Annotated in this window: 27 protein-coding genes and 1 pseudogene; 11 read left to right on the plus strand and 17 right to left on the minus strand. The window is 69.0% G+C overall.

Annotated features, from left to right (window positions below; translation table 11 throughout):
* The first annotated feature begins 722 nt into the window (after positions 1-722).
* Entirely contained in the window at positions 723-875 is a 153-nt protein-coding gene (locus ACFVIU_RS35580) for a hypothetical protein (RefSeq protein WP_385847692.1), read from the plus strand.
* A 121-nt stretch (positions 876-996) separates the two neighbouring features.
* On the opposite strand, the gene ACFVIU_RS35585 is transcribed toward ACFVIU_RS35580, so the two are convergent.
* From ACFVIU_RS35585 to ACFVIU_RS35610, 6 genes are all read right to left on the minus strand, one after another.
* Complete coding sequence (locus ACFVIU_RS35585; protein WP_385847693.1) at positions 997-1,536, minus strand: hypothetical protein; 540 nt, start codon at positions 1,534-1,536, stop codon at positions 997-999.
* A gap of 30 nt (positions 1,537-1,566) precedes the next feature.
* Positions 1,567-4,119 (minus strand): DNA/RNA non-specific endonuclease, encoded by a 2,553-nt coding sequence (locus tag ACFVIU_RS35590; protein WP_385847695.1) that lies wholly within the window; start codon positions 4,117-4,119, stop codon positions 1,567-1,569.
* A gap of 402 nt (positions 4,120-4,521) precedes the next feature.
* Positions 4,522-4,749: a hypothetical protein gene (locus tag ACFVIU_RS35595; protein ID WP_385847696.1), complete on the minus strand. Its 228-nt coding sequence runs from the start codon at positions 4,747-4,749 to the stop codon at positions 4,522-4,524.
* Between the two features lie 87 nt (positions 4,750-4,836).
* On the minus strand, positions 4,837-6,798 hold the full coding sequence (locus tag ACFVIU_RS35600; RefSeq protein ID WP_385847698.1) for a hypothetical protein: 1,962 nt from the start codon (positions 6,796-6,798) through the stop codon (positions 4,837-4,839).
* Positions 6,795-7,796 (minus strand): protein phosphatase 2C domain-containing protein, encoded by a 1,002-nt coding sequence (locus ACFVIU_RS35605; protein ID WP_385847699.1) that lies wholly within the window; start codon positions 7,794-7,796, stop codon positions 6,795-6,797. Before ACFVIU_RS35605 ends, ACFVIU_RS35600 begins: the two co-directional genes overlap by 4 nt.
* Positions 7,797-7,819: 23 nt before the next feature.
* Positions 7,820-8,503, minus strand: a complete 684-nt coding sequence (locus tag ACFVIU_RS35610; RefSeq protein ID WP_385847700.1) for a hypothetical protein — start codon at positions 8,501-8,503, stop codon at positions 7,820-7,822.
* Positions 8,504-8,689: 186 nt separating this feature from the next.
* Here ACFVIU_RS35610 and ACFVIU_RS35615 point away from each other — a divergent pair, with 186 nt between their 5' ends.
* Positions 8,690-11,182, plus strand: coding sequence for a helix-turn-helix domain-containing protein (locus tag ACFVIU_RS35615; RefSeq protein WP_385847701.1), 2,493 nt, complete (start codon positions 8,690-8,692; stop codon positions 11,180-11,182).
* 11 nt (positions 11,183-11,193) lie between these two features.
* Here the strand turns inward: ACFVIU_RS35615 and ACFVIU_RS35620 are convergent, their stop codons facing one another.
* Positions 11,194-12,225, minus strand: coding sequence for an alpha/beta hydrolase (locus ACFVIU_RS35620; RefSeq protein ID WP_385847723.1), 1,032 nt, complete (start codon positions 12,223-12,225; stop codon positions 11,194-11,196).
* A gap of 657 nt (positions 12,226-12,882) precedes the next feature.
* On the opposite strand from ACFVIU_RS35620, the gene ACFVIU_RS35625 reads away from it, so the two are divergent.
* Complete coding sequence (locus ACFVIU_RS35625) at positions 12,883-13,410, plus strand: transposase (RefSeq protein WP_385847703.1); 528 nt, start codon at positions 12,883-12,885, stop codon at positions 13,408-13,410.
* A 100-nt stretch (positions 13,411-13,510) separates the two neighbouring features.
* Here ACFVIU_RS35625 and ACFVIU_RS35630 read toward each other — a convergent pair whose 3' ends face one another.
* Complete coding sequence (locus ACFVIU_RS35630) at positions 13,511-13,990, minus strand: Type 1 glutamine amidotransferase-like domain-containing protein (RefSeq protein ID WP_385847705.1); 480 nt, start codon at positions 13,988-13,990, stop codon at positions 13,511-13,513.
* 207 nt (positions 13,991-14,197) lie between these two features.
* Entirely contained in the window at positions 14,198-14,560 is a 363-nt protein-coding gene (locus ACFVIU_RS35635; protein WP_385847706.1) for a hypothetical protein, read from the minus strand.
* Between ACFVIU_RS35635 and ACFVIU_RS35640 the strand changes: the two genes are divergently transcribed.
* Entirely contained in the window at positions 14,550-15,107 is a 558-nt protein-coding gene (locus ACFVIU_RS35640; RefSeq protein WP_385847707.1) for a hypothetical protein, read from the plus strand. The genes ACFVIU_RS35635 and ACFVIU_RS35640 overlap by 11 nt on opposite strands.
* Positions 15,064-15,717, plus strand: coding sequence for a carbonic anhydrase (locus ACFVIU_RS35645; RefSeq protein ID WP_385847708.1), 654 nt, complete (start codon positions 15,064-15,066; stop codon positions 15,715-15,717). The genes ACFVIU_RS35640 and ACFVIU_RS35645 overlap by 44 nt, the downstream gene beginning before the upstream one ends.
* A gap of 44 nt (positions 15,718-15,761) precedes the next feature.
* Here ACFVIU_RS35645 and ACFVIU_RS35650 read toward each other — a convergent pair whose 3' ends face one another.
* Both ACFVIU_RS35650 and ACFVIU_RS35655 read right to left on the minus strand, forming a co-directional pair.
* The gene (locus ACFVIU_RS35650; protein WP_385847709.1) at positions 15,762-16,157 is read right to left on the minus strand and encodes a hypothetical protein; all 396 of its coding nucleotides are present in this window, start codon (positions 16,155-16,157) and stop codon (positions 15,762-15,764) included.
* A gap of 422 nt (positions 16,158-16,579) precedes the next feature.
* Positions 16,580-16,963, minus strand: a complete 384-nt coding sequence (locus ACFVIU_RS35655; RefSeq protein ID WP_385847710.1) for a hypothetical protein — start codon at positions 16,961-16,963, stop codon at positions 16,580-16,582.
* A 465-nt stretch (positions 16,964-17,428) separates the two neighbouring features.
* On the opposite strand from ACFVIU_RS35655, the gene ACFVIU_RS35660 reads away from it, so the two are divergent.
* The 3 genes from ACFVIU_RS35660 (at position 17,429) to ACFVIU_RS35670 (ending at position 19,668) form a co-directional block, all read left to right on the plus strand.
* Positions 17,429-17,962, plus strand: coding sequence for a GNAT family N-acetyltransferase (locus ACFVIU_RS35660; protein ID WP_385847711.1), 534 nt, complete (start codon positions 17,429-17,431; stop codon positions 17,960-17,962).
* 117 nt (positions 17,963-18,079) lie between these two features.
* Positions 18,080-19,207: a transposase gene (locus ACFVIU_RS35665; protein ID WP_385847712.1), complete on the plus strand. Its 1,128-nt coding sequence runs from the start codon at positions 18,080-18,082 to the stop codon at positions 19,205-19,207.
* A complete protein-coding gene (locus ACFVIU_RS35670) occupies positions 19,204-19,668 on the plus strand; it encodes a hypothetical protein (protein ID WP_385847713.1) in 465 nt (154 codons plus the stop codon). The genes ACFVIU_RS35665 and ACFVIU_RS35670 overlap by 4 nt, the downstream gene beginning before the upstream one ends.
* 272 nt (positions 19,669-19,940) lie before the next feature.
* Here ACFVIU_RS35670 and ACFVIU_RS35675 read toward each other — a convergent pair whose 3' ends face one another.
* A complete protein-coding gene (locus ACFVIU_RS35675) occupies positions 19,941-20,192 on the minus strand; it encodes a hypothetical protein (RefSeq protein ID WP_385847714.1) in 252 nt (83 codons plus the stop codon).
* Positions 20,193-20,718: 526 nt separating this feature from the next.
* On the minus strand, positions 20,719-21,612 hold the full coding sequence (locus tag ACFVIU_RS35680) for an NADP-dependent oxidoreductase (RefSeq protein WP_385847715.1): 894 nt from the start codon (positions 21,610-21,612) through the stop codon (positions 20,719-20,721).
* Between the two features lie 69 nt (positions 21,613-21,681).
* Between ACFVIU_RS35680 and ACFVIU_RS35685 the strand changes: the two genes are divergently transcribed.
* Positions 21,682-22,287: a TetR/AcrR family transcriptional regulator gene (locus ACFVIU_RS35685; RefSeq protein WP_385847716.1), complete on the plus strand. Its 606-nt coding sequence runs from the start codon at positions 21,682-21,684 to the stop codon at positions 22,285-22,287.
* A 248-nt stretch (positions 22,288-22,535) separates the two neighbouring features.
* Here ACFVIU_RS35685 and ACFVIU_RS35690 read toward each other — a convergent pair whose 3' ends face one another.
* On the minus strand, positions 22,536-22,781 hold the full coding sequence (locus ACFVIU_RS35690; protein ID WP_385847717.1) for a hypothetical protein: 246 nt from the start codon (positions 22,779-22,781) through the stop codon (positions 22,536-22,538).
* Positions 22,782-22,822: 41 nt separating this feature from the next.
* A complete protein-coding gene (locus tag ACFVIU_RS35695; protein WP_385847718.1) occupies positions 22,823-23,416 on the minus strand; it encodes a hypothetical protein in 594 nt (197 codons plus the stop codon).
* A 209-nt stretch (positions 23,417-23,625) separates the two neighbouring features.
* Here ACFVIU_RS35695 and ACFVIU_RS35700 point away from each other — a divergent pair, with 209 nt between their 5' ends.
* Complete coding sequence (locus tag ACFVIU_RS35700; RefSeq protein WP_385847719.1) at positions 23,626-23,817, plus strand: hypothetical protein; 192 nt, start codon at positions 23,626-23,628, stop codon at positions 23,815-23,817.
* A 7-nt stretch (positions 23,818-23,824) separates the two neighbouring features.
* On the opposite strand, the pseudogene ACFVIU_RS35705 reads toward ACFVIU_RS35700, so the two are convergent.
* Both ACFVIU_RS35705 and ACFVIU_RS35710 read right to left on the minus strand, forming a co-directional pair.
* Positions 23,825-24,957 (minus strand): annotated as a pseudogene (locus ACFVIU_RS35705) (IS630 family transposase).
* A gap of 36 nt (positions 24,958-24,993) precedes the next feature.
* Positions 24,994-25,584, minus strand: coding sequence for a nucleotidyltransferase domain-containing protein (locus ACFVIU_RS35710; RefSeq protein ID WP_385847720.1), 591 nt, complete (start codon positions 25,582-25,584; stop codon positions 24,994-24,996).
* Positions 25,585-25,664: 80 nt separating this feature from the next.
* On the opposite strand from ACFVIU_RS35710, the gene ACFVIU_RS35715 reads away from it, so the two are divergent.
* Positions 25,665-26,011: IS5 family transposase (locus ACFVIU_RS35715; protein WP_385847721.1), on the plus strand; the 347-nt coding region annotated here is incomplete at its 3' end.

Consider the following 26,011-nt stretch of genomic DNA (forward strand, 5'->3'; position numbering starts at 1 on the left):
GCGGCCGGGCCCACCGCGCCGCACCCGCCGTTGACCCGGCGGCCGGGCCGACGAAAGTCGCCGGCGCCCCGGTGCTGTCCTCCAAGGTGCTGGGCCGGCGGCCCACGCGGTCGTACGGCCGTGCCGACAGCATCAGACCCCGGGTTCTGTCGGCGGGCCCGGGGTCTCACGCTGTGGGGGAGCGGTCAGAGGTTGTCCCAGTAGCTCTCCCGCTCGGAGGGCGGCCCGAACCGCTCGATGGACCAGCAGGTGCGGTTCCCGCCCTCGTACAGCTCCTTGTCACACTCCTCGTGATGCTCCCGCACCCGCCGCTTCGTCGGGGCCGCCGGCGGCGTGGGCTGCGGGCAGCCCCGGGGCGGCCTCGACGGCCGGCACCGCGCCCGCCCAGTCCATGCCCAGCGCGGCGAGGGCGGTGTCCAGGAGCGGTGTTCCTGATCAGCGCCTGGTGGTTGCACCTGGGCTTATCAGTTTGCTGTGCGGGGTGCGGTCGTGCGGCGCGGTCTTTTGTCCGGGACGCGGGTGTGGGTGGTGGTCTTGAAGTGTGAGGTCTGGTCTGCGGTGACGTCAGATAGAGGGTTGGGTGATCAAGTCATGTAACTGGAAGTGACCGGTGATCAGGTTCGGGGATTGCTGGTACGGGGCACGGCTGTCTGCAGGCACAGCAACCGCTGCCGCGATGCCGCACCACGTTCACCAACATCTTCTGGCCCACCGGCCTCACGATGCCGACGCTGCGGCAAGACCGAATCCGCGATGAGGCGCTCGAGATCGACGACCCGCTTCACCTGATGCGCCTGTTCGGCATCTCCGCGCAGACCGCCATGCGGTACATCACCGCGGCCCACCCGGAACGCACCGCGAAGCTACCCCGCTGAGGCGAGCGACAGCCACCAACCCGTACCCCGGTCAACCAGAAGCGCTGCTCCCCTCCGAAGCCGCCACCCCAACCGAGCAACTGCCGGATAGGGATCACGGCCGCACGCGGGCCATTGCGTGTCACCGCTTCTCCCAGCGCGCCTCTCCCCGTTCCCAGAGAGTGTCGTCGTCCAGGGGGCACTCGGGGAAGTCGCCCCTCATCATCCGGGTGAGGAACTCGGCCATTCCGCAGTCGTATCGGCGGAACAAGCCATCGCCGCGGTTGAACGCGAGAACCGGCCATGCGGCCGGGTCCTCGCTGGAGGCGTCCCAGCACATCAGGTCGGCGGAGGAGTCGACTCCCCACGTGATCAGCCGCGGTGAAGCTCCCTCCAATTCGGGCGATTTTTTGACAATGCCCCAAGTGCCCACGGCGGTCAGTGTCTCTTGGACCATTCCATCCAGGCTGGCCTCCTCCGGTGACACATTGGGCTGCGGCGCGTCGATCTCCAAGAAGTCTTCGATGGTTCCGGCCCCGTACTCCTCGATGAACCGCCGATAGTCAGGCGGGAACGGGCGGCCCCACGACCTGGCCATCGCCTCCCAGTCGATGGCCGTGCCGCCATCCTGCGGGGGCGGCATCAGCCGCAGCAGGGCGTCCACATCGGTTGCCGCGCTCATCACTGATCCTTCACCTTCCGTTGTGGCCTGTCATTTTGTCGAGCCTGAGGGTACGGGTCCGCTGCTGTCCGACTGCGTACCCAGGTTGTCTCCGTTCCTCAGCGTGTTCGGGACGGTTTTGTCGATGCTGACCCCCGCAGACCCATCCGGCTTCGTGCCGTAGGCCCAGATCCGGTAGCCCGTGGGGACGGTTCTGTTCCCCCGATAGACAGGCGTCACCGAGTACAGTACGTCCTGATTGTCGTTAATCGCGTCCTTTACCTGGGTCTCGTAGGCGAACATGTTGGCTGCGCCCTGTGTGGAACCGTTCTGGTACGTGTTGGCGCCGCGGGCGCACGGGGAGAGGTTCTTCGGATCGGTGCCGGATCCGCCCAACAGCCGCCCGAGCAGGTGGCAATTGTTGATCTCCCTCCCCTTGCGCATGCCCTTGCTCGTGGCAAAGTCCCGCGACCACTCATACCCAGGCGGCTTGAACTTGGCGCTGGTGCCGTTGTGGGCGGCGAGATACCCCTTGTTCAGGCATGCGGTCACACCCTGTGCACGCTTGCCGTTGACGGGGTCGTTGGGCAGGAACTTGTCCCAGCCGTTGGGTCCGCATTTGACGGGCTGACCACTGGGTGGGGGCGTCGTTCCGGGCGCCGGAGTCGCGGACACGGACGGCGAGGGCGTGTGGGACGCACCGGAGCCGCAGTGTGCGCCGAGCTGGCGCGGGTTGGTCCACTGGTGGGTGCCGGATCCGTTGACGATGACGATGCGGTCGAGGCGGGGGCCGCCGCCGTCCGGCTCGCAGAGGCTGTCTCGCCACTGCTGGAACTGCGGGCCCGTCGACAGCGAATGCTCTAGGTCCTGTGTGGTGGCCAGGCCCAGTAGCGGGCCGACGGACGGTTCGAGGTCGAGCCGCAGTTCCCGTTCGTATCCGGACCGCGCCTTCTGGTCCCCGGCGGTCCCGGAGTCCGGCTGCTCGCTGTTGAGTTGCGCGGCGCCGAGGCGTGCCTTCGAACCGAGTTCCGCCGGACTCCGCACCGTTTCTGCCTTCACGGCGCGTTTGACCTGCCGGCCTTGTTCGGTGGTGGTGTAGAGGTAGTCCGCCGGGGGTGTCGCTTTTCCGGCGGTGGCGGGCGCGGTCCAGGTGACGTGCGCGCGGGGGTCGGTCTGGAGCAGCAGTGCGATCTGCTGAAGCACGCGCTGGTTGTCGACGTTGTCGGTGGTGGGGAGGATGTTGCGCAGGTCCTGCGGGTTAGTCAGCCGGCCGGAGTCGACGATCTTCCCCAGGTCGGGCAGCTCGCCCTGGTCGTTTGCCGTTTCGATCGCGTCGGTCGCTTTGTTGCCGGCCTCGGTGTCGCTGGTAGGCCGGTCCTTCGTCATGGCGTCGAGCAGCCTGGCCACGGTGGGTTGCAAAGGGGTGCTGAATGAGAGGTTGCCGGGTCGTAGGTTGCGGGCGTGAAGCCGGCTGCCGACCTCGGGGTCGGTGCCGTACTCGGTGGTCGAGTACACCCAGGCGTAGTCGGTGAAGGTCACCGTCTTGCCGGGCGGTGCGATGTTGGGGCGGGTGCCGCTGACTGTCTTGGACTGCTTGGGTTGCAGGGCGCCCAGCGGGTGGGGGCCGGTGGGCACTTGCGGCATGTTCAGGTACAGGGTGGCGTCGCCCGCCTGGTCGCCGCTGTTGGTGACCGTGATGGAGTACGAGCACGGGTTGGTCGTGCACAGGTAAGCGTCGTTGCTGGTGATGGTGAAGGCGGGCCCCATGGTCTTGGAGACCGCCTCGGCCGACGTGGCGGGCGGGACGGCGGTCGCCACGGCGGAGGCGGTGGTGGTCCGGACCGCGGCGGTCTGCTCTGGGGTGGCCGGCTTCGGCGCCAGCAGGAGGTAACTGCTGAAGTCGCTGTCGTCCGCCGCCACGGCGTTCGGGCGGTAGTCCGCCGGTTCCGCCGCCTGGCCGGTGCGCCGGGCGGGGCGCCAGGCGGCGGACTTGACGGGACTGTCGCCGCCCGGGTCGCCGCCGATGGCGAGGACGGAGTAGGGCGACTCGTCGGAGAGGAGGACCGTCCAGCCCTGAGAGGTGTACGAAACCGCCTTGCGGCCCTGGAACGTCGCGCCTTCCTGTCGTATCGCCTCGGGGTCGGAGGTGACCTTCCGGACCAGCGTGGCGAGTGAGGCTGGCGTCAGCGAGCCGGCGTTCACTCCGAAGCTGTCGAGCATGTAGTAGCCGGAGCGCTTCTCCGGCACCACCCAGTGACCGGTGCTGGTCAGGTCGTGGCCGAACTGGGGGCTCTGCTGCGCCCAGAAGGCCGAGTTGCCCTTCAGGTAGAGCTGGTCGCCGGACCAGGCGAGGGCGGACTTTCCGGTCACCGGTTCGCTGAGGGTTCCCGCCGCCTGTCCCGCGCTGTTGACCGTCAGGTTCGCCCGGGTCAGGGGCGCGTGTTCGGCCGGGGCGTAGACCATCGACAGGTTCACCGCCGGCATGGCGCTCAGCGCCTGCGCCGCCGAAGCGCCCTGCCGGGCCGGTGACACGTGGGGAGCCGATGCCTCGTGCTTGGCGTCCCCAAAGCCGCCCGACCCGTTCGACGCGCTCGGCCACAACACGTACAGCAGGCTCGCTAGTACGGCCAGCGCGACACTTGTGGCGGTGAGGGACCGGGCGCGCGTCTGCCGGAACCACCGGGCGAGCGCTCGTGGGGAACCGGTCGGCGTTCCTGCCGTGGGGGGCCCGGACGGCGGTGGCGCGGGTGGCTGCGGCGGCGCGGGCGGTGCCGGAGGCGCCGTGGGCGGCTGTGGAGGACGCTGCGGCGGTGGAAGGGACGGGGTGGCAGCGGGGGCGGGGCGGCCCAGTGGAGGCGGGGTGGCCCGGGGGGTGTTCTGCCAAGTGGGGCGGGGCGGGCCTTCGGCGCCGTCGGGGGGTCGCGAGTGCTGCCACGTGGGGCGAGGCCGGTCGGCGGGGCCGTGGGGTTGCTGCGAAGAGGACAACTCGGGCTCCTGGGACGGGTTTCAGTGGTGGCACGAAGCGGCGAGGAAAACGAGCAGGATCGCGATGGCGATGATCGCGAGGCAACTGCCGCCGCCCTCCGGGTCTTTACGGTTGGTCTCGACCTGCCCGCCGGGAACGAGGCCGGGGTGGTGGACCTGGTAGTGCTTGAGCTGCTCTTTCTCGCCCTGGGACTCGGTTCCCCAGGACGACTTGAAGCTGCACTCGCCGCACCAGTAGCGGTACGCCATGTCGACTCCTGAACGATGTGTGACAAAAGGGGCGGGGTGGGATGAGGTGAGTGGCGCGGAGGCCTTGTGTCCGCGCGGGCCTGGGAGTCAGCGCCAGCGCCAGCACACGGTGTAGGCGAAGGAGGGGTAGTCGGTGGAGGGCCACGTGGTGGAGCCGTCGCTGCCGCAGAACGAGGTGTCGTCGTAGGTGCTGGTGCGTCCGGTGACGTAGACGTTGGACTTCCCGCAGTCACCCACGTTGGTGAAGGTGTTGCCCGACTTGACCAGGCACTCGTTGCGGACCGCGTAGCCGGCGTCGTCCGGGTAGTTCATGGAGAGGCACAGCATCACGTCGAGGCCCGGGTTGCCGGCGACCTTCATGGAGCGCCAGTAGTTGTAGTGGGGCCAGCCTTCGCACTTGGCATGGGAGGTGGTGCCGCGGTAGGCGGCGAGGACCTTGAACGTGCCGACCCGGCAGGACTGCGTCGACCACTCCTCGTCGCCGGGGACCCCGAAGACGCAGTCGCCCTGGTGGGCGTGGAAGGCGCTTCCCCCGGAGCTCTGATAGCTGAGGCAGAGGACGCGGTCGTAGACGGCGGAGGAGACGCTCTCGTCGCTGTCGGTGACACCGTCGCAGCTGTCAAGGTCGGTGGTCCCGGTTCTGACCCGGGTGACCTTGAAGGTGCCCGCGGCGCAGTCGGCGGGACTCAGATCAGCCTGCTTGCCGCCGCCGTGGTCGTCGAAGCAGTCCCCGACCTCGGCGGTGCCGATGGGATCGGTGGGCGTGGCCGACGGCGTGTCCGGAGCCGATGTTCCGGGCCCGGTGGAGGCGCCGTCGCCGGGATCGTCGAGGTTGCCCGTGGTGGCGTCAGTGGAGTCGGGCGGCGTGCTGAACAGGTCGGAAGACGGCGGACTGCTCAGGACGGGGCCGTGTGCGTCCCTGACGGTTTCGGCCCGGGAGTGGAGTTGGTGGCCGCCGGCGATGACTGCCACGAAGGCCGCGATCGCGGCGAGGGCGCCGAGGGCCCGCTTGAGGCCGCTCGCCGGGGTGCCGGTGGGGCTTCCCGGCCCAGTGGTGCGACCCGCTCCGGCGCTGCCCGGTCGGCCGGGGCCAGGGCCGGTGACCGCCGACCCGGTGCGCCGCGGGGCGGGCTTCGGCTTCCGCTGGTTCTTCTTCGGCTGGTTGGTCGTCGTGGCGGCGGCCGCGGTCAGTTCTTCCGCCCAGGCCGCCGGGGTCGGACGGCTGGCCGGGTCCGGGTCGAGGGAGGCACGGGCGAGGTCACCGAGGCCCGAACTGATCCGGGCGAGGGCTGCCGGGTCGGTGGTGGTCTGGTCGCGGGCGAAGAGCCGGATGGCGAGGAGGCCGAGTTTGTGGACGTCACTTGCGCGGGTGGCGCGTTCCTCTCCCGAGGGGATCTGCCAGTCGGGAGTCTCGGCCTGCGGCAGCACACTCGCGCCTCGCAGGCGCATGGCGTCGCTGTCGATGAGGAAGCACTCGGGCCGGGGGGTGAGGGTGAACAGCAGGTTTTTCGGGGAGACGTCGCCGACCGTGACCTCGAGCTTGTGCAGACGGTGCAGGGTCGCGGCCAGATCGGCCAGCAGCAGGAGCCGGTCGCGGTCGCCCACGGCCAGGCCGATCCCGGCGGCGTAGGCGTCGTCGTTGAGGAGGTACTCCACGGTGGCCAGCCGCCGCTGCGGCGGGCTCACCGAGGTCAGCGACCGGAGCGTGAAGTGGAAGCGGTCAGGGACCGCGCGCATGAGGAACCCGCACGCCCGGCCCTGACGGTGGACCACGACGGCCGGCCACGCGGTCTTCTCGCACAGCGAGCGTCCGTCGCTCTCGGAGAGATGGTTGAGCAGCGCCACGGCGGATTCGAGTGCCGCGGTGTCGAGAGCCGGCAGGACGGCGGCGCTGTACTCCTTGTAGACGACCGCCCAGTCGCCGTACACGGCCCCCTTGTTGATGCGCTTGTTCCGTACCTGGTGGACGGTGCCCTGGCCGCCCTGGCCGAGCCGGTCGCCGAGAGCCAGCGTGCTGATGTCGATGGGTGCGGGTTGATCGGCACTCATCGCGACCCGGCTTTCCGCGGCGGCACCGCGGCCGCCTGGGGCCAGACGGCGAGCAAGGTGCGGTCGTCGTCGAACGTCTCGCGGGAGAAGTCCAGGACGTGTCCGAGCCACAACGGCGGCGGGGGCTCGTACAGATGGCGGGCGAAGAGCGCGCCGACCGCGCCGTCGCCGTCGCCGAGCGGATCGCCGAAGCCGTCGGTGCCCGTCAGCAGCACCATGTGGTCGGGCAGGCGGAAGGCGGCCTGCTCCAAGCTGTCCGGGATCCACGGCAGCGGCGCCACCTCGTTGCTGACCAGTACGGCGTCCGTCCCGGTCTTCGAAGCGAACACCTGGCGGTAGTGACCGCTCGCCCGGTCCAGCAGCCAGGCGCCGGAGTCCCCGACCCGGAAGAGCTCGACGCGCGGGCCGTCGGCGGTGGGACGGACCGCGCCGGCCACCAGCGTGGTCGCGAACAGCCGTGCCACCTCCTCGGTCCCGGGGCCGGCGGTCCCGAGCCGCCATCGCGCCAACTCGCCGAGGCGCGCGGCGGCATACGGGGCGACAGCGGCCAGGTCCAGCGGTCCGGGCACCTGATCGAGCAGATCCAGGATTCGCTCGACGGAGGCGCGGCAGACTGCGATGGCGCCGTGGTGCGATTCCGTGGCGCTGGAGACCCCGTCGGCGACGGCGAACACCACGCTGCCGGTTCTCTCGTGGGCCGCTGCCCGGGCGGCGTCCTGGCGAGGCCGCCGGTAGTAGCGGTGGTTCGTGCCGCGCACGGAGGCGAAGCGAAGGGCGAGGTCGTCGGTGGACCAGCCGTCGCACTCGCTGTCGGGGAAGTCGAAGGCGTACCGTTCGGGGGGCCGGGCCTCGAACTCCACACCAGGGACGTCCACCGCGACCCGTTCCCACGGCTGCGGGACGGAGGTCGCCGGTGGCAGGAACGCGGAACCGGGCGTCGCGGGCGGGTAAGTTGCTCCCGGCACGTCCGCCGTCGGGGGCGGCGCGGGCTGCGGCACGGGGCGTCCCCGGTGTCCGGTCGTCACAGCCCGACCTCGTCGATCGCCAGAGTGAACTGGTCCGGCTTGCTGACCACCAGGAGCGGACTCGCCGAGTTCAGTGCCTGGCCGGTCGCGACCAGGCTCGCGGTGAGGGACTGGAAGAACTCCGCGACCGCCTTCCCGATGTCCGTACCCGGCTTGGCGACGAAGGCGAACTCGGGGCGGGTCGCGACATCGACCATGGTCCGCGCCTGGGCGTCGCCGATGCCGCAGGCGATGATGTTCGGCGCGGTGGGAGTCCGGTCCCGGTCGACCAGGGCGGTGTGCGGGCCTCGCCAGTCGTGCCCGTCGGAGGGCTGCCCGTCGCTGAGGAAGAACACCACCGGGCGGTGCACCTTGTAGCCCTCGCCGCGCAGCCACTGCACGTCGGCGGGAATGCGCTGCAGCATGTCGTCGAACACCGCCCGGTAGCTGGTCATCCCGCGGATGGCCACCTTCGGCACGGAGGTCTCGGTTCGCATGTCGGCCACCGCGAGCCTGACCTGTACGTCGTCGGAGAAGCCGAGAACGGCGAGCCTCAGCTTCGCCGCGATCATCGGCTCCGCCCGAAGCCCTTCACACAGGGAGGTCACCCCGCCCTGCAAGTCACTCAGGTACGGCCCCATCGACGCCGACTCGTCGGCCACGACGTAGGCCGGCAGCAACACGCCCCTCGTTTCCGCCATCGCGATCCGTTCCCTCGCACTCGTTCGCTCATGTGGTGGGTGGGCCCCACGTCCGACGGACGCGGCGCCACAACGGCGATGCTGGTGTTCGGCCCGCACAAAGCCCAGGTCACGGCACCGGTCATATGTGACCGGTCATCGCGGTAGGCTCACGGCCCACCTGGTCCTAGGGCGGAAGGTGTCGGTGTGGCGGAGACGGTCGGCGAACTGCTGCGCCGGCTGCGCAAGCAGGCGGGACTGACGCAGGAAGAGTTGGAGGCGCGCGCCAAGGTCAGCGTGAGCACCATCCGGCGGATCGAGAACGACAAACCCTTCGACCACCGGCTGGGCACCGTGGCGTCATTGGCGGACGTGCTGGGGGCCAGCCCCGAGGACCGCCGGCGGCTGGCGGCCGCGCTGGGCGGCGCGACGGACGCACCGGGCGGCGCGGACCGGCAGCCCTCGGACGGAACGCCCCCGGACATGCCTGCCGCGCAGGTGCCGGCCACCCGTTCGCCCGGCCCCTCGGCCGCGCCGGACACGACCCGGGGCCCCCTCGCCGAGGCTGCGGACGAACTGGCCAGGGAGATCAGACGCCGCTGGCAGCACGAGGAGGCACAGCGCCGCGTACACCATCCCTATCCGCTGCCGGTGCGGTGGCGGCAGGTGCCGTCCGGACTCGCGGACCACGTGGAGAACAGCAGGAGCCACACCCTCGCAGAAGCCGTTCCCGAGGCCGACATGAGCGGTGCCCTGCCCGAAGTGGCCGAGATGTACGGGAAGGTGGGTTCGGGGCGGCTGGTGATCCTCGGCCGGGCGGGATCCGGCAAGTCGGTCCTTGCGATCCGCTTCGTCCTGGACCTCCTGGCCGAGCGGGCGAGGGGTCAAGGCTCCCGCCGGGTACCGGTGATCTTCGGCGTCGGCTCCTGGGACCCGACAGCCGTTGGACTGAGGGACTGGCTGGTCGACGGGCTGCTGCGCGACCACCCCCACTTGGCGCGTCGCGTCCCCAGCGGGAAGACACTGGCCGCGGACCTCATCGACGCCGGTTTCATCCTCCCCGTACTCGACGGGTTCGACGAGATCGCCGAGGGTTTGCGGAGCGATGCTCTCGACGCGCTCAACCGGGTCTCGACACCCCTCGTACTCACCAGCCGCCACGGCGAGTTCGCCCAGGCCGTCCGGGCGGCACACGCGCCGCTGGCCTCGGCCGTAGGCATAGAACTGGGCGACCTGACCCTGGACGATCTCAGGGAGTACCTGCCCCTTACCGCTCCCGTTCTGCCGGACGAGGCCGGTCAGGCCGACTCCGGCGGCTCCGAGACGACCTGGGACGCCGTGCTGGACGAGGCCCGGGGGGGCGGTGCTGGCGGTGCCCACATCGCCGCGGCCCTGAGCACGCCCCTCATGGTCGCCCTGGCACGGACGATGTACAGCGACTCACCCGACCACACACCGGACGAACTCCTCGACACAGCGCTGTTCCCCGACGCCCACGCCATCGAGGAGCACCTCCTCGCCGGCTTTCTCCCCGCCGTCTACCGGCGAGGTGCCCCCGACCGCCTCGACGACAGCCCCCGCGGCGTGCCTCAGGACCCCGGACAGGCCCAGAAGTGGCTCAGCCATCTCGCCCACCACCTCGTCCGGTTCGACCACGAACGCCAGGACCTGGCCTGGTGGCAGCTGGGCGATTCGCTGCCCTGGCCCACTCGGGTCCTCGCCGTCGCGCTGGCGTCGGCCCTGTGCGTCGCCGTCTCCACCTGGTGCGCCGGTCTGGCCGCACTTCCTTTCCTGGGCTCCTCGCCCGCCGTGCTCACCCCCGCCCAGGTCCTAATCGAAGGCGTCCTCGTCGGACTGGCCGGCGGCCTCGCCTTCGGGGTCACCTACGCGGTTGTCGCCGCACGGAGCGGGAGCCAGTCCTTCGAACCCACCACCGTCCGTTTACGGCTGCCCGGGGCGTCCGGCGGCATGGGCCGCCGATCCCTCCGTGAGACCTCCGCGTACCTGGGAGCCGTCCTGGCCGGCGGCGTCGTGATGGGCGTCGGCATGGCACTTGTCACCACCCTGCAGTACCACCTGTTCTTCCACGCCCCACTCGCCACGTCGCCCATGCTCCACGTCACACTCACCAACATGCTGGTGTACGCGCTGATCTTCGGCCCGGCCGCGTGCCTCGTCTTCGGTCTCGTGGTCGCCCTCGAAGCCCCTCTCGACGTCACCACCTCCGCGACGCCGCAGGGGCTCCTGTCCTCCAACCGCGCGACGGCCGGGCGCCGGGCGCTGGTATTGGCGCCGATGCTCACCCTGACCGTGGCTCTGGGCGGATACGTCGTGGTGTTCCTGCTGCACGGCGCGCTCGGACCGCTCGCGTGGTCGCTGTCAGATGCCCTTCCCATCGCCGCTGCGGGCGGACTGGGCGGCACGGCCGCCTACATGCTCGCCTTCACCGCCTGGGGGCAGTGGATCCTCCTGGCACGGATCTGGCTGCCCCTGACGGGCCGACTGCCACGGGACACGCTGGCATTCCTCGACGACGCGTACCGCCGCGGCGTCCTGCGCCGCCGCGGCGCCGTCCATCAGTTCCGCCATCTCCGTCTCCAGCACCACCTCGCCCGCAGCTACCGGGAGGAGCACGGGGAGTACCGCTCGGCGAACTTGACTCCGCCCCCGATGACGTCGCCCGACCGCCGGGCTCCGTGAACACGCGGACGTCATGACGCGGCGAACGCCGCCTCCAGCCGCGGGACGTAATCCACCAGGTCCTGCGCCCAGCAGGCCGCCTTGTGGTCTCCGTGGCAGGACGGGCCCCAGTTGGAGCCGTCACCGTAGTCCACATAGCGGTAGGGGTATCCGAGCGCGTCCAGGTGCTCCTTGACATGGGCCGCGGCCGACTCGACCCAGAACTCGGGCTCCGACGGGTTCCCGGCGCCACTGCCGGTGTAGACGGAGATGCCCATGCCGGACAGGATGTCCATGTGAGTGGACGGATCGGCCTCGTTCCAGCGCCAGTCGGCGTCCAGCACCGGATACGGGCTGCCGAAGATCGCGTCGCTGGACACCGGGGGCCCGAAGTTCATCGCGCAGGTGGAGCTCGACGCGGAGCTGGAGCCACACAGCGGAGCGCCGACGTCGGTCAGCGTCGCGACGACAGCGCCACGGATGACTGCCTCGTCACGCGACAGGTCGTCCGCACCGGAAAAGGTGGCGACCTGGCTGAACAACTCGGGGTGAGCCTGTGCGTAGTGCAGCGCCCCGAAGCCGCCCATCGAGATCCCGCCAATGGCGCGGCCCTGCTTGCCCGCCACAGTACGAAGGTTAGAGTCGATGAACGGGATCACCTGGTCGATGTGGAAGGTCTCCCAGTTCTGCGCGCCGGCCGCGGTGTTCTGGTCGAGCCAGTCGGTGTACCACCCGCGCAGGCCGCCGTCCGGAATGACCGTGATCATCGATGTGGCCGAGGTCAGCGCAGGGTAGGCCAGGTAGGGGTCGGCCGGATCATCCGGTGCGCCGTGCAGAAGGTAGAACACCGGGTACCGCTCGGCGGGGTGGGCCTGGTAGCCGTCGGGCAGCAGGATACGGATGTGGTGCTCGCCTGCCACCTCCTTCGTGGTTACGGTGATCACGAAGTTCGTGACGGTACCCGTGGCAGGGGCGACCTGAGTGAGGCCGAAACCGTCGGCCAGAACCGGCGGTGACCCGTCGTCGGCCCGCGCTGCGGGGACGTGCGGCGCGGCGCAGACCATGAGGGCGGCGATCACCGTACTGGCCACCGCGGCGATGACAGCCCTGACCGGAGACCGACCTTGACGCACTGGCACTCTCCACACCTGTCCTTCGTTGGAACCGACGCGGCCGCCGACGCCCGCCTGACGAGCCGTACGTGCCTCCGCGTTCCATCCCAGCCCGGCACTACCGTCCCGCACAAGCGGGCCTTCGGCCAGTGACAGGGCACCCTGCCCGGGGAAGCACCCTCATGTCGACCTACGTAGCTGATGGTGTGCTTATTGATCTTGCTTGTGGCCTGCTGTTGTTCAGTGGTACTGGGTGGTAGTTCTGGCCGGTCGGTGGGGTTTACGCGGAACCGAGTGTCCCGTGTCGGGGGATACGTGGGTTGAGCTGGGTGTTTGGTGTTGCGCAGTGTGCTGAGCGGGGTGGTGGTTTTTGCTCAGTGTGGGGGGCGCGTCTATAGGTGCCGGAGCACGCGGTGACCGACACCGGTTGCTCGCTCAGCGCGGCAGCCCGCCAGCTGGGCCTGAACCGGCGCACCGTGGCCAAGTACGCCCCGGGCCGCCACCTGGCAGGATTGCGTACGGCGCTCTCGGCCCCGCCGACCCACCAGCCTCGATCCATACCTCGACTACCTTCGGCAGCGGTGGGAGGAAGGCGAGCACACCGCGACCATGCTGCACCAGGAGATCTCCGCCAAGGGCTACAGCGGCCACTACCAACGGGTCAAGATGGCCCTCGCACCTCTACGCCGCGGCCTGCCGATCAACACGCCGCGCGAGCGGCCACCCTCGCCCCGTGAAGTCGCCCGCTGGATCACCACCACGCCATCCCGCCGCAGCTTGCACGCAGCCGAGGCACTCCAGCGGCTGTTCGAGCACTGCCCAGAACTGAACCGCGCCCACGATCTGGTGCGTCAGTTCGCCGCCATGCTGGACACCCGTGACGCCGCCCCACTGCCGGACTGGCTCGAGCAACTCACGACCGCCGGCCTCCCGGCCCTGGCCAGCCTGGCCAAAGCCATCCGCGAGGACCAGCCCGCAGTAGTACGGGGCATCACCACCCGGTTCAACTCCGGCGTCAACGAAGGCCGCATCACCGATCTGAAGCTCCAAAAACGGATCACGGCTGGGCGTGCGGGGGTCCCGCTGCTCCGGCACCGCGTCATCCTCATGGCCCTGCTCCGACGCCACTATCCGTGACGGGGCGTCACCGGCTCACGGTGGCACACCCCGGCCTCACGGAAATCTTGCCAGGGCCACGTTCAGGTGTACGCCGACAACCGCCGAGCACGACCTCGGTCTAAAACAACTTCCAGTGGCCCTCGGAGACCACTTCGACGGCGCCGTCGGCCACCTTGATGGCGGTCTGCTCGTCAATCGCATACGCCGGCCCCGCGATCTGGGCCGCCCATCGTTCTGCCGCGGCCATGGTGTTGTCCGGACAATCCGGATGTTCCAGGTGCGGGAAGATCGAAAAATCAACCACGCCCAGCGCGCTATCACCGCCGGTGGGCGGCTTCCAGCCCACGAACTCCTCCCCGACGCGGGGGGTCATCACACAGCTCCCGGCGCTGAGACCCACGTAGACCGTGTCGGGCAGCGACGGCAGGAGTTCAGCCAGCCCTGACTCCCGCATCCAATGGCACAGGTACAGCGTGTCACCGCCGTTGACCAGCAGGACGTCGGCCTCCCGGACCCAGGAGACCCAGAGCGCTTCGTCGATGCTGGGCAGCGCGGTGAGCTCCAGCACGCCCACCGCCTTCCATCCCAGCTCGGTCATGGGGCTGGCCACGGCCCGCCACCGGCACCGCTCCGGCCAGCTCCCCGACCACCACGTGCGCCTGGTCGCCGCCCTGTTCGAGGAGGAGGCTGGGGGGGCGAAGACGCCGTGCCGGCCGTTCTGGTGTAGGCCCTGCTGCGGTCGGTGACGGCAGGCATCGCTACCTGCATCCCGTGGCAGCAGGCGGCGATGACGGCGAACCGTGGCTCAGAACTTGTTCAGCAGCCAACCGCAGAGGCCGAGGAAGGAGGCGACACAGAACAGCCGGAGAGCAATGGTCTGCATGCGCTCCAACGTGCGTTTGTCGGCTTCTCGCTGTGCCAGTCCCACGTCGGCCGCGCGCTTCAGTTCGTGTTCGTCCATGACTTCCCCCTGATCAACCAGCCCCTGCAGAATGCCAGAATGACGGCCGCCCGCGCTGCGCTGTCCGGTGGCCACAGCGCTGTCCGTCGGTAGCGCAGAACGAGTGGCGGCCAGCAGGCGCACCTTCCTCCGGCAACTTGCCCAGTAGCCACCGAGCCCGCTGGCCTGCCGCGCCGACCACGCCCGCTGGAGGCGGGTGACCAGCATCGACGACACGCTCTGGCTCGACCTCACCCTTGCCTCCACCCGCCAGATTCCTGCCCTGCGCGACACGGACCACATCGCCGAGAGATCCGCCCACCACCCGGACAAGCCAGCAGCCGCTCAACTCACCGCCCTGCTTGTCACCCACCCCAGAACCGACCCGTGGCGGGACGCCACCGTCCGCCAGTACGCCCGCACCCTCCTGGCCGCGATCGGCCAGCGACCACCGAACCCGCAACTCGCCCAGCCCACACGACAACTGCACAGGGCGCGCTGGATGTACGACGAGCGGGCCATCCGCGCCGCCGGCCACCCCTTCGCGGAGATGTGCGTGGACCTGGACGACGTCATCGAGGGGCAACTGCCTCCGTACCGCGACGTGCCCGAGCGTGATCCGCAGGAGTGGGGCCGTCCCCACGGGCGTCGGCAGCTGATGCAGTGGATGTTCGGCCAGGCCCGCCACAAGGCCGAGGAGACCAGGCGGTGCGACGGCTGGTGCCGGATTCTTGGCTGCCGGCACCAGCGAGATCAAGACCCCGACGCCCCGTGAAGCCTTCGAGCTGCTGCTGGCCGGTAACCAGCGCTTCGTCGCCGGCACCCCCGAGCACCCGAACCAGGACGCCGCTCGCCGTGCCGAGACCGCACCGTCCCAGAAGCCCTTCGCCGTGCTGTTCGGATGTTCCGACTCCCGGCTGGCCGCCGAGATCATCTTCGACCGAGGTCCGGGCGACCTGCTCGTGGTGCGCACCACGGGCCATGTCCTGGGCCCGGAAGTCCTGGGCAGCATCGAGTTCGGCGTGGAGGTGCTGGGCTGCCCGCTGGTCGTGATCCTCGGGCACGACTCGTGCGGCGCGGTGGGCGCGGCGTGCGCCGCGCTGGAGGACGGCATGACGCCGGCCGGGTACGTCCGGGACGTCGTCGAGCGGGTGACCCCCAGCGTGCTGGCCGCCCGGGCCGCCGGACGAGGGGAGCCCGACGAGATCATCGCCGAGCACATAAGGCACACCGCCGACCTGCTGCTGGACCGCTCCCGGGTACTCGCCGACAAGGTCGCCGCCGGCCAGACCGCCGTGGTGGGCCTGCGCTACCGCCTGGCCGACGGCAGCGCCCAACTCGTCGCTGCTCGCGGCCTCGACACGGCTGCCCCCGCCGCGTCCTGACCACCGCGGCGCGGCCCCTCAGCGGGAGTTGCCGCGGTCGGCCGTCAGGGTGCGGAAGGTACAGCTCGGGTCAGGGGTCCCAGGTCGCCGTACAGGGCGGCGTGGAGCGCAGCCGCGAGCTCTCGGGCCCGGTCTTCGCTTTGCACACCGTGCATCATGAAGTAGACCGGGCCTGCGTAGGCATCCAGGTCGACCTCACGGATTTCGACCAGGCGGGTGATCGCGGCCCGGACCGCAACGTTCACGGCATCATCGGCAGGGTGGCCGGAACCGGCAGTGAGCGTGTCCGCCTTCACGGTCCACCGCTGCCGTCGTTCGAATTCGATGGCGACGAACACAGCCTGCTGCGCCATGGCAGTCCGGTACACGTCGTGGAAGGCGTCGGTGCCGGTGGCGTCCGGGATGAGGTGGGCGGGGCAAGGAATGGGCAGCAGCTGCACGACGGCATTGTGCCCACAGGAGCAGATCAATCGCGTCCGGTGACGCGACAGGCCGTGCTGGTTGCTCTCCCCGGGTGCGGTTGGCGCCCCAGTCCCTCGTCAGCGGTTCGGCGCCCGGGCTACACGTACAGTTCGTGTGCCGAGCCGGTGAGGCGAGGGTGGGCGGTGGGAGCGGTGTAGGCGAAGTTGAGCACGGTGCGGCGGACACCGGACCGTGCAAGGGGCGTGACGCGGTGCGCGGTGGTGTCGCTGCGCAGCAGGTAGGCGTCGCCTGGTGTGTGATGGGCCGTGCGTGCCCGGCCGGAGCGGGTCAGTTCGGTGAGCGAGGCGGCCTGGGGGGCTCGATCAGCCCGCCGTCGGCGGGATGGGGTGGGGCTTCGAGGAAGACGACGAGGGCGAAGGTGTAGTCGTCGGTGTGGGCGTCATGGGTGTCGCCGTGGCGGTGCAGGATGTTCAGCACATGCCGCTCGACGGGGTCCGGGACGGCGGCGGGCTCGGCCCACCGCCGTCCCGATCAGCTGCAGCAGTTCCTGGTTTTGGTAGAGGAGGGGGATCGGCTGCGATTCCTGGGCGATGATGTGGCCGCCCAGGGTGGTCATGTGACGCGGTGAGCCCTCCATGCAGTCCATGGCGAAGTCGCGCCGTCGCGCCAGTTGTTCAAGCCGCATGGCCTCGGCGCGGAGGGTATCGAGTCCGTGCGGGGTGAGAAAGCCCGGCAGGGGAAAGTAGCCGTCGGCGGTGAAGCGGGTGCCTGCGGTGCCGCCTGCATGGGCGCGGATGAGTGCGTCGGAGTGGAACAGACGCATACGAAAGCTCCTTCACGGTCACGGTTCGCGGACCAGATCCCCCATGTACGCCGACAAAAGGCGCCCGGCTTGCGGATCAGGGCCTCCAGGTAGTGGTCCAGCTCCAGCCGACAGCTGCCTTTGGCGATCAGCCGCTCATGCCGGGCCACCTCCACGTTCCTGTCGTAGACCACCAGGTGAGAGAGCTGGGAGATGTGCTGCGGAAGCGTATGAGATGCCTCGTGACCTGTGATGACAGGCTTGTCGAAGATTTCTTCACGCACGATCGGCGAGGCATCTCGTGGGTGAAAGCATCTCGTGCCACTCCGGCGCTCACTTCCCGGTTCGGCGAAGTGAATCTGACCGCTGAGGCGGAACTGTCCCGGAGCCCTGTGGCGTCCCGCTGTCGCCCTGCTGCGTGATGCACGGGACCGGTAACCTGTGGAAGTGACGATATCTGACACTACATCAGGGGACCTTGGGGCTGTGGACGAATTCACCTATCGCGTGGCAGAGAGCGAGAGGGACAAGTCCGCCGTCATCAAGGGCGAGTTTGTCTCGGACACCGTCTTCGAAGTGGTCGGCTCCGGGAGCGGGTTCACCTTTCGGCCCGTCAAGCTGGACCCGCCGGTTCACAAGGTCTTCCCCGACGACGAGCCCGAGCGCGATGAGGTGTCGGAGGGCAGTCGCCGGTTTGTAGCGCTGGATCGTGATCGCGTGTGCGGCTATGTCGACACGGAGTACGAGCCCTGGAACCGTCGCCTGATCATTGCCGATATCGAGGTGGCGGGGCCGTACCAGGGCCGGGGAATCGGACGCACGCTGATGAGCCACGCCATCGACTGGGCCCGGGAACGCGGTGCCGGGCATGTCTGGCTGGAAGTGACGAACATCAACGCTCCGGCCATCCGCGTCTACCAGCGGATGGGTTTCACCTTCTGCGGCCTCGACACTTCTCTTTACAGCGGTACCAAGTCCGATGGGGAGACGGCCCTGTACATGAGCCTCTTCCTGGACTGATCCGCCGGTCAGCAGCGCGTCCCAGGGCTTGGACGTCAAGACGCGGATGCCCTCTGAACTGGGACGACGGGACTTCCTACGGTTCCACATCCACAGAGCACGAGAAACACCCGCGAGATGCAACTCTCCCACACGTCGGCAACGGTCTCCGCTGCGTTCGATGACACGAACCTGATCGCGCATGCCGGGCTGGTCCCGGTGATGCGCCTGGCCGAGCGGTGCGGGCTCGCCCGCCTGACGGCCCAGAAGGTGAAGCTGAGCGGGGCGAAGAACAGCGGCGGTGCCACAGCGGACGCCAAGGTCACCAGCATCGTGGCCGGCATGGCCGCAGGCGCGGACAGCATCGACGACCTGGACGTCCTGCGGCACGGTGCGATGCCGGCCCTGTTCGGTGGGATCCGTGCCCCCTCCGCGCTCGGCACGTTCCTGCGTGCGTTCACCCATGGTCACGTCCTCCAACTCCACGCCGTGCAGCGGAAGTTCCTGGCTGCACTGGCCGCGCACACCCCGCTGCTGCCCGGCTCGGGCGAGAAAGCGTTCATCGATGTCGACTCCACCCACAAACGCGTCTACGGCCGTACCGAGCAGGGAGGCGAGTACGGCCGGTTCGCGGGCGTCCGCACCCTGCATCCCCTGCTCGCCACGATCTGCACGCCCCTCTCGCGTCCGGTGATCGCCACCGTGCGGATGCGGCGCGGCAAGGCAGACGAGTCCCGTGGGGCCCCGAAGCTTGTCAGCGAGGCCCTGGCCACCGCCCGCGAGGCCGGATGCACCGGCATGCGCATCCTGCGCGCGGACTCGCAGTTCTACAACGCCGGTGTGATTGCCGCCTGTCGCCGGGCTGATGCCCGCTTCTCCGTCCCCTGCGGCATGAACCTGCCCATCAAACGGGCCGTCGCTGCCATCCCCGACACCGTGTGGCGGCAGACCACCTACCCCAGTGCGGTGCCCGACCCCGAGACCGGCGAGCTCATCTCGGATGCCGAAGTCGCCGAGATATCCGCCCATACGGCCTTCGCCGGCCGGAGGAAAGCAGGGCGGGTCACGGCACGGCTGATCGTGCGCCGAGCCGGGCCGGGGCCGCGGCTGGTTCGGTCGGCGGAACTGACCGCGCAAGCCCGCTGTGCGGTCGGCAGCCGCCAGGCCGCACAGGGGGACCGGTCCCGAAGTCACCGCCCCGCCGGGCGGGACGGCGGGCCCATCCGACGTCGACAGCGCACCGCAGGCCCTACACAGGCCGTATGAGACGCAGCCGAGAAGAAATCGCACCCCCGAATCTGCCGGGCGACCTGTGGCACGCCCTGTCCCGGCTCCAGCACACCGATCCCGACCCCGTGGGCCGCGTCGGTCCGCTCGCCCGCCCGGTTGGACTGCTGTCCTTCGCCGCGGCCATCGACACCGTCCTCGCGGCCCTGGTGCAGTTGTCCGGCGCGGAGACGATGCACGAACTCAACGAGACGCTCCGCTCGATCACCGGAGGCGTGCACGCCCACTTCACCGGCCCCGGCGTCGCACTGGAGGTCACGCTCGGCAGACGGCAGGAGCTCCCGATACACGCGGCGCACGTCGCCGGCCTCACCCGACTCTTCCGCCACGCCGCCGGCACCATCGGTGCCCGCAGCACGCCGGGAGGCGGCCGGTGCTTCCACTGCGACGGGACCGGGCTCGCCCGACCCTTGCGGGAGCCGGCTTCCGGGCACGCGTGAGCGGCTCGCAAGAAGAACGCCCGCGCCCAGGCCAGTCCTTCTGGACGGCGTGGGGGCGCGGGCGGGCGGAAGGACCTCGGAGACTCAGCCAGCACTACGCCCAGTCCATGCCCGGCTCCCGTAGTGCGTCCCTGTCCAGGAGCGGTCTTTCTGATCAGTGGGTGATGGGGTTGGTCTGGGCTGATCAGTTTGGTGCCTGGTGGTGGTAGCGGTTCAGGCCGGGTTGCTACGGCTCGGTGATGGAGGGAACGGGGGCTTCCGCTGCGTGGTGATCAGGCTCGTTGAGTGTTGCTATGTGCTTGCACTTTCTTGCCCGCGTCGTAACCGCGCGAGGACGCGGGGGCCGTGGCGGCGGCCCGCACCGACTGCGAGTCGACGATGGCGGCGGTCGGCTCCGGATCGCGGCCGGCGTCCTCACGCACCAGGCCGCGCTGCCGGTCGTGCAGCTCGGCCAGCAGCCCCTGCGCACCCCAGCGTCGCGCGAACGCGTAGACGCGGTCCCGCACGGGGAACTCGCCCGGCATCGCCCGCCACGTGATGCCGCCCGCGGCCATAGCGCACGGCGTCCAACATCTGGCGGTGGCAGTAGCCCTCCGGCTGGCCGCCTTTGCCGTTCATCCACGCCGGGACCGGCATCGCCTCCCGCACGACCGCCCACTCCGCATCCGACATGTCCGAGGGATACCGCGGCTCGCGGTCCGGATGGGTACCCGCATTCCCGAACCGGTGAGGCGAGGCATTCACACGACCGGGCAAACGAGTTGGACGCCACAAGCAGGGCACCGCAAGACTGCGACACGGGGCTTCCCGGCCAGCTCGTCCGGACTTCGACAATCCCGAGCTGGGCAGGAGGCCCCGCCTTCATGCATGCCGGAGCCGAAGATCACGCGACCGAGTCACCACACTCGATGTGACGTTGACCGGTAGTTGACCCTTCCGATCGGTTGTTGGCCCCGCTGCGACTTGGGCCCGCTGTCTCTGCGATCAAGTAGCGGGCTCCAGGCCGGCGTCGTCCTTAATTTCTGCTTGAGGACGACGCGCAGCTGGTTTTCAGATAACCAGGACCCGTCGCCCGCGTGTGTGACCGGTCTGGCTGTCGATGTGCGCCGCCGCGGCCTCGGCAAGCGTGTACGACTTCTCGACCGGGATGTGGAGCTTTCCCCGCGAGATGAGGTCGACGGCTTCGGCGAGCGCTTCTGGCATGTTCCCGGCGACGCCGGAGAATCGGACACCGAGCTCCGGCGCACCGAGATCGGCGATGGAGACCACCTTCTGCGGGTCCCCGGTGAGTTCGACGAGCTCGCGGATCACGCCCGAGCCGGCCAGGTCGAGGGCTGTGTCGACATGGCCGAGCTGCCGCACCCGCTCGACCCAGCCCTCGCCGTATGTCGTGGCGAGGGCGCCCAGGCTGCGCAGATAGTCCTGGTTGGCTGCCCCAGCGGTCCCGATCGTCGTGATGCCGCGGTCGCGGGCGATCTGCAGCACCGCTGATCCGACTCCCCCGGACGCGCCGCTGACCAGCAGCGTCTGCCCGGAGCGCACACCGACCTCGCGGATGATGCGCAGCGCGGTCTCCACCACGGAGGGGTAGCCGGCCGCCTCTTCGAACGTCAGGCCCTCGGGCATACGGGCCCAGGCCGACAGCACGGCGGACTCGGCATACGTGCTTGCGCCTTCGCCGAACACGCGGTCGCCGACCTCGACCCCTTCGACGCCTTCACCGACCTCGTCCACCACCCCGGCGGCGTCCTGCCCGACTCCGGCGGGCAACTCGATCGGATGGGCCCCCAGGACCTGGCCTTCACGGAGCCTCCAGTCGACGGGGTTCACACCTGCCGCCCGTACGGCGATGCGGATCTGGCCGGGGCCCGCATGGGGATCCTCGGCATCTATGAGTTGCAGTACGTCCGGACCGCCGAACTCGGCGAAGCTCACCTTCTTCATGCTGCAACCGTAGCGCTAACTGTTATGGTTTTGAACCTGTTATGGATTTGCACCTGATAGTGTGAGGTCATGACCGTGCCGACCGGACGCCGTGAGCGCAAGAAGGCCGCGACCCGCCAGAAGATCGCCGACGCCGCCCTGCGGCTCTTCCTGGAGCACGGGTACGACGCAGTGGGCATCCGTGACGTGGCCGCCGAGGCCGACGTGGCCGTCACCACGCTCTTCTCCCACTTCGCCTCGAAAGAGGCCCTGGTCTTCGAACAGGACGAAGACTTCGAGCAGCGCCTCACGCGGGCGGTCACCGGCCGGGCGCAGCACGAGCCGCTCATCCCCGCGCTGCGCCGCGAGATCCAGTCCCTGGTGCGACACTGCACAGCGGACAGCGCCGCCCCGATCTGGCGCATGATCGACGCATCACCCGCCCTGCGGAAGTACGAAGAGTCGATGAGGCTGCGCCACGCGGAGTCGCTGGCAACGGCCATCGCCGCCGATCCCGACCTGTCAGTGACCCCAACGGCCTGCCGGGCGATCGCGAGGTTCGTGATCGACGCCTATTCACTGGCCCGTGAGGCGACCGATCCGCAGGCCGCGGTGGGCGAGATCTTTCAGATGATCGAGGCGGCCTGGGCCGTCACCTGTCCCTCCGCAAACTCCACCGGCACAGCCAGACCGTAGTCAGGACTCAACCCTGTTCCGCGCCGCTTCGTCCGAACGCCAGCCACAGAGCAGATCAGTGGGTGCGCCGGCCTTGAGCGTTCTGACCGGTAACCGTGGCTGCATGGCCTTGTCGGCAGTCGGGCTGTGGCCGGCCCCCATAGCAGGACCAGCCGATGCCCTTCGGGGCCACCTGTCGTCCGCCATCGGGGCCAATACCCCCTCTACGCAAGCTGCTGACCACCGGCTACTGAACGTTGCGAGACCATCTACCGGTCTTCGTCACACTCGAACCGGCGTCCGACAAGATCGGTACGACAACAGCTTCTGAGGCGCTTCCACATCAGTAGTGCTCCGATGTCGGCTTTGCCGATGTGCCCGCTGACGCACGCGCGTTGAGCCACGTGTTGCAGCGTCTCGTCGTAGTACGGACTGACGATGTCGGTGTAGGCCTGGCGGGCGGAGGCGAGGCGTTGCCATTGCTCGGGTGCGAGGGCGAACGGATTGTCTGTCACGGCTTGCTGCTCCGTCTTGTCCGGAGGCGTGGGTCGGGTGGTCAGCTGCTGCCCGGGGTGTTGCCGCGGCATACGCGAAGCGCTTGGAGGATGCCTTGCTGGTGTTCTTCACGGGGGTCAGCAGGGGCTGTTGCCGGGGTGTCGAGGAGCGGCCCGAGTCGGCTGTACAGCGCTTCGAGGCCGATGAGTGCGTCGAGGCTTTGCAGGGTGGCCTCGTCGATGACCTGGAGCGGGGCCCGGTCGGGCGGTAGGAGCGTGGCGAGGAGATCAAGAGGGTTCCACCCCTGGTCGAAACGTTGGTTGATCCAAATCCGGCAGACCTCGGACTCGGTATGGCGCCACGCCCAGATGATGGTGATCTCCAGCTCGGTCAGTTCGTGTACGGGCCGGCTCGCGGCAGGGGTGAGGAGCCGTGCGATCTCGTGGCTGATCAGTGAGCGGGCCTTACCTATCCAGTCGAGGGTGGCTGCTGCCTGTGAGCGGTCCGGGGTGCCGGAGTCGTCACGGCTGGGGACGCGTTGGAGGGTGCGAGCAGCCAGGACGGTTCCGTCAGGGGTCTCGGCCATGATCTTGAGGATCGAGGGCCGGTCGGGCTCGGCAAGGTCGGCCAGGAGGTCTTTCGCGAGGAAGTCCATGGCGCGGTCCGCAGTGAACAGGCCGAGGGCCCCTGAGGAGCGGCGGTGAGGCGGCCGTAGTGCAGGGCTGCGGCTTTGAGGAGTGCGGCCGCCGGTAGGGGAGCGCCGGCGGCGCGTTTGTAGCCGATGCGGCGGGTGATGCGCTGAGTGTCGTCGCGCAGGCGTAGGAGCAGTTCGTCCGCTTCGGTGCCCGCTGTGTCGTCGGCCAGTTGCTGCAGGGCGGTGTCGAAGGTGTACTCGGGAAGGTCGTCGTCGGGGACGCCGAAGACCATGTACCGGTCGAAGTAGTCGATGCTGCCGATGCCGCGCCGCCGCGCGATGGCCTGAACGTTGATGCCATGGCCGAGAGCCTGCCGGACTGGTGCGAACAGCATGCCCATCAGGCCGATCACGCCGTGTAGTGCCGCATCAAGCAACGTTCGCCCTGTTCACCACTTCGCGAAGGCGTTCATCGGCGGCGTGCTTGTTCCGCCAGATGATGTAGCGGCGGATCATGCTGCCCTGCTCCTTATGGCTGGCGTGGTCGGCGCCGTCGAGAGCGAAGTAGCGTAGGGCGGTGAACTGGGCCTCGATGCGGTTCAGCCACGAGCTGTTGGTCGGGGTGTAGGCGAACTCAACATTGTTGGCCGCCGCCCAGTCGCCGACTCGGGTGTCCTTCTTTGTGGTCAGATGCGGGGAGAAGTTGTCGAGCACGATCGCGATCCGGATCTTCAGCGGGTAGAGGCTGCGCAGGTAGCGGCAGAGCTCCAGAAACCTGGTGCGGTTCTTCTTCGGTTTGATGTGGCCGTAGAGCTTGTCCTTGGTCAAGTCGTAGGCGGCGAGCAGGTGCCGAACCCCGTGCGGGCGCGTGTAGGTCGCCCGCCGGCGGGGCCTGGGCTCCCGATCGGGGTCCTTGTGCCGGCCACCGCGCTCGGCCCACTGCCGCCCCGGGTGGGGCTGCAGGTTGAGCGGGCCGAACTCGTCCATGCGGAAGACGACTTCGGGCTCACCATCCTCAGGTATGACCTCGCCGTCCGCGATCGCGTAGAGGTGCTCGACACGGGCCTTCTTGGCGGCGTAGTCGGGATCGCGGGAGGTCTTCCAGGTCTTTATGCGTTGAAACGACACGCCCTCCTCGCGGAGTAGGACCCGAGGGCCCTCGTGGCTGATGGCGTCGACCACCCCCTCGGCGACCAGGAAGTCGGCCAGCTTGGCCAAGCTCCAGGTCGAGAACGGCAGGCCGTGCTCGGCCGGCTTCGATTTGGCGATCTTCTTGATCTCGCGCCGCTCGGGCAGAGTGAAGGTTCTCGGTCGTCTACCCTTGTACTTCGGGTAGAGCGCCTCGAACCGGTCAGCGTTGAAGTTGTGGATCACATCCCGGACCCGGTCCGCACTGGGGAACGTGACCTCGGCGATCTTCACCACAGACATGCCCTGGCCGACAGCAGCACCATCTGGGCCCGTCGCCAGGTCACCACCGAGCCGGAGCCGCGGCGAACGATCCTCAGCAACCGCTGGCCTTCATCGTCATCGATCTCGCGTAAGCGCACCCGTTCTGCCACGCCCAGACGGTAGCGGCTGTGCACGTCTTCAAGCCCTCACGCCGGGCGGGCGCCCTGCTCTCGAAGGGCCGCCTCCAGCCGGGCGATGTCTTCGGCGTCCTTTGCGCGGCGCGGCCGGCCCGGAAGCCAGACCGGCATCATCTGCTTGATCTCGATCTGAGCGCGAGGACTGATAGTCCGGCACCGCAGTGCCCCGATGCGGCCAACAGGAGCATCGAGCATGCCCTCCGGCCACGCTTCCCCAGCCCAAGGGCCTCCGGCGACCACAACCTGCCCGCACCGGTTCTTACCCAAGAGCGCGAAGCTGCTCTCCACACCTTCCTTGCGGAAATCGAGCTGTTGATCGGCAGGCGGCCCGGACAAAGGCTCATAGCCGGAGCGCAGCAGGCCGTCGGTCAGAGCGGAGGCGTCCTTCGCCCAGACGAACCAGTCGAGGTCCACATGGTCACGCGTGACCTCTCCGATGAAGAAGTCCATGGCCCAACCGCCGCGGAGCCATACCTCCACACCGAGAGCCTGCGCGATCTCCACCGTCTCGCCAATCAGCCGAAGCTGCCGAGCACTGCGTTCCCTGTCCACAGCGTGCAGGCTATGCGTCAATCCCAGCCTCAGCAGCTCGATTTCCATCTGCAGGGAACGGGCGAACGTTGCTTGATGCGGCACTAGGGTTCGTCTTCAAAGATCCTCAGATGGTGGATCATGGTTGAGTGGTACGCCGTCACGAACTCACCGCTCAAGAGTGGGAGTTACTCGCTCCGCTGATACCGCGGGCTGCCACAGGGCGGCCGCGGGTGGAAGACCGGCAGGTCATCAACGGGATGGTCTACAAGATCCGGACCGGTATCTCCTGGCGTGACCTGCCGGAACGCTACGGGCCGTGGAAGACGGTGTACACCCGCTTCCGCGGCTACGCCCTGGACGGCGTGTTCACCCGTGCCCTGCAGCAGATCCAGGCTCATGCCGACGCGGCCGGTGACATCGACTGGCTGGTGCAGATCGACTCCACCATCGTGCGCGCCCACCAGCACGCCGCCGCCACCGGCCGAAAAGGGGG

Source organism: Streptomyces sp. NPDC127190 (genome assembly GCF_042672505.1).
GTDB lineage: Bacteria > Actinomycetota > Actinomycetes > Streptomycetales > Streptomycetaceae > Streptomyces.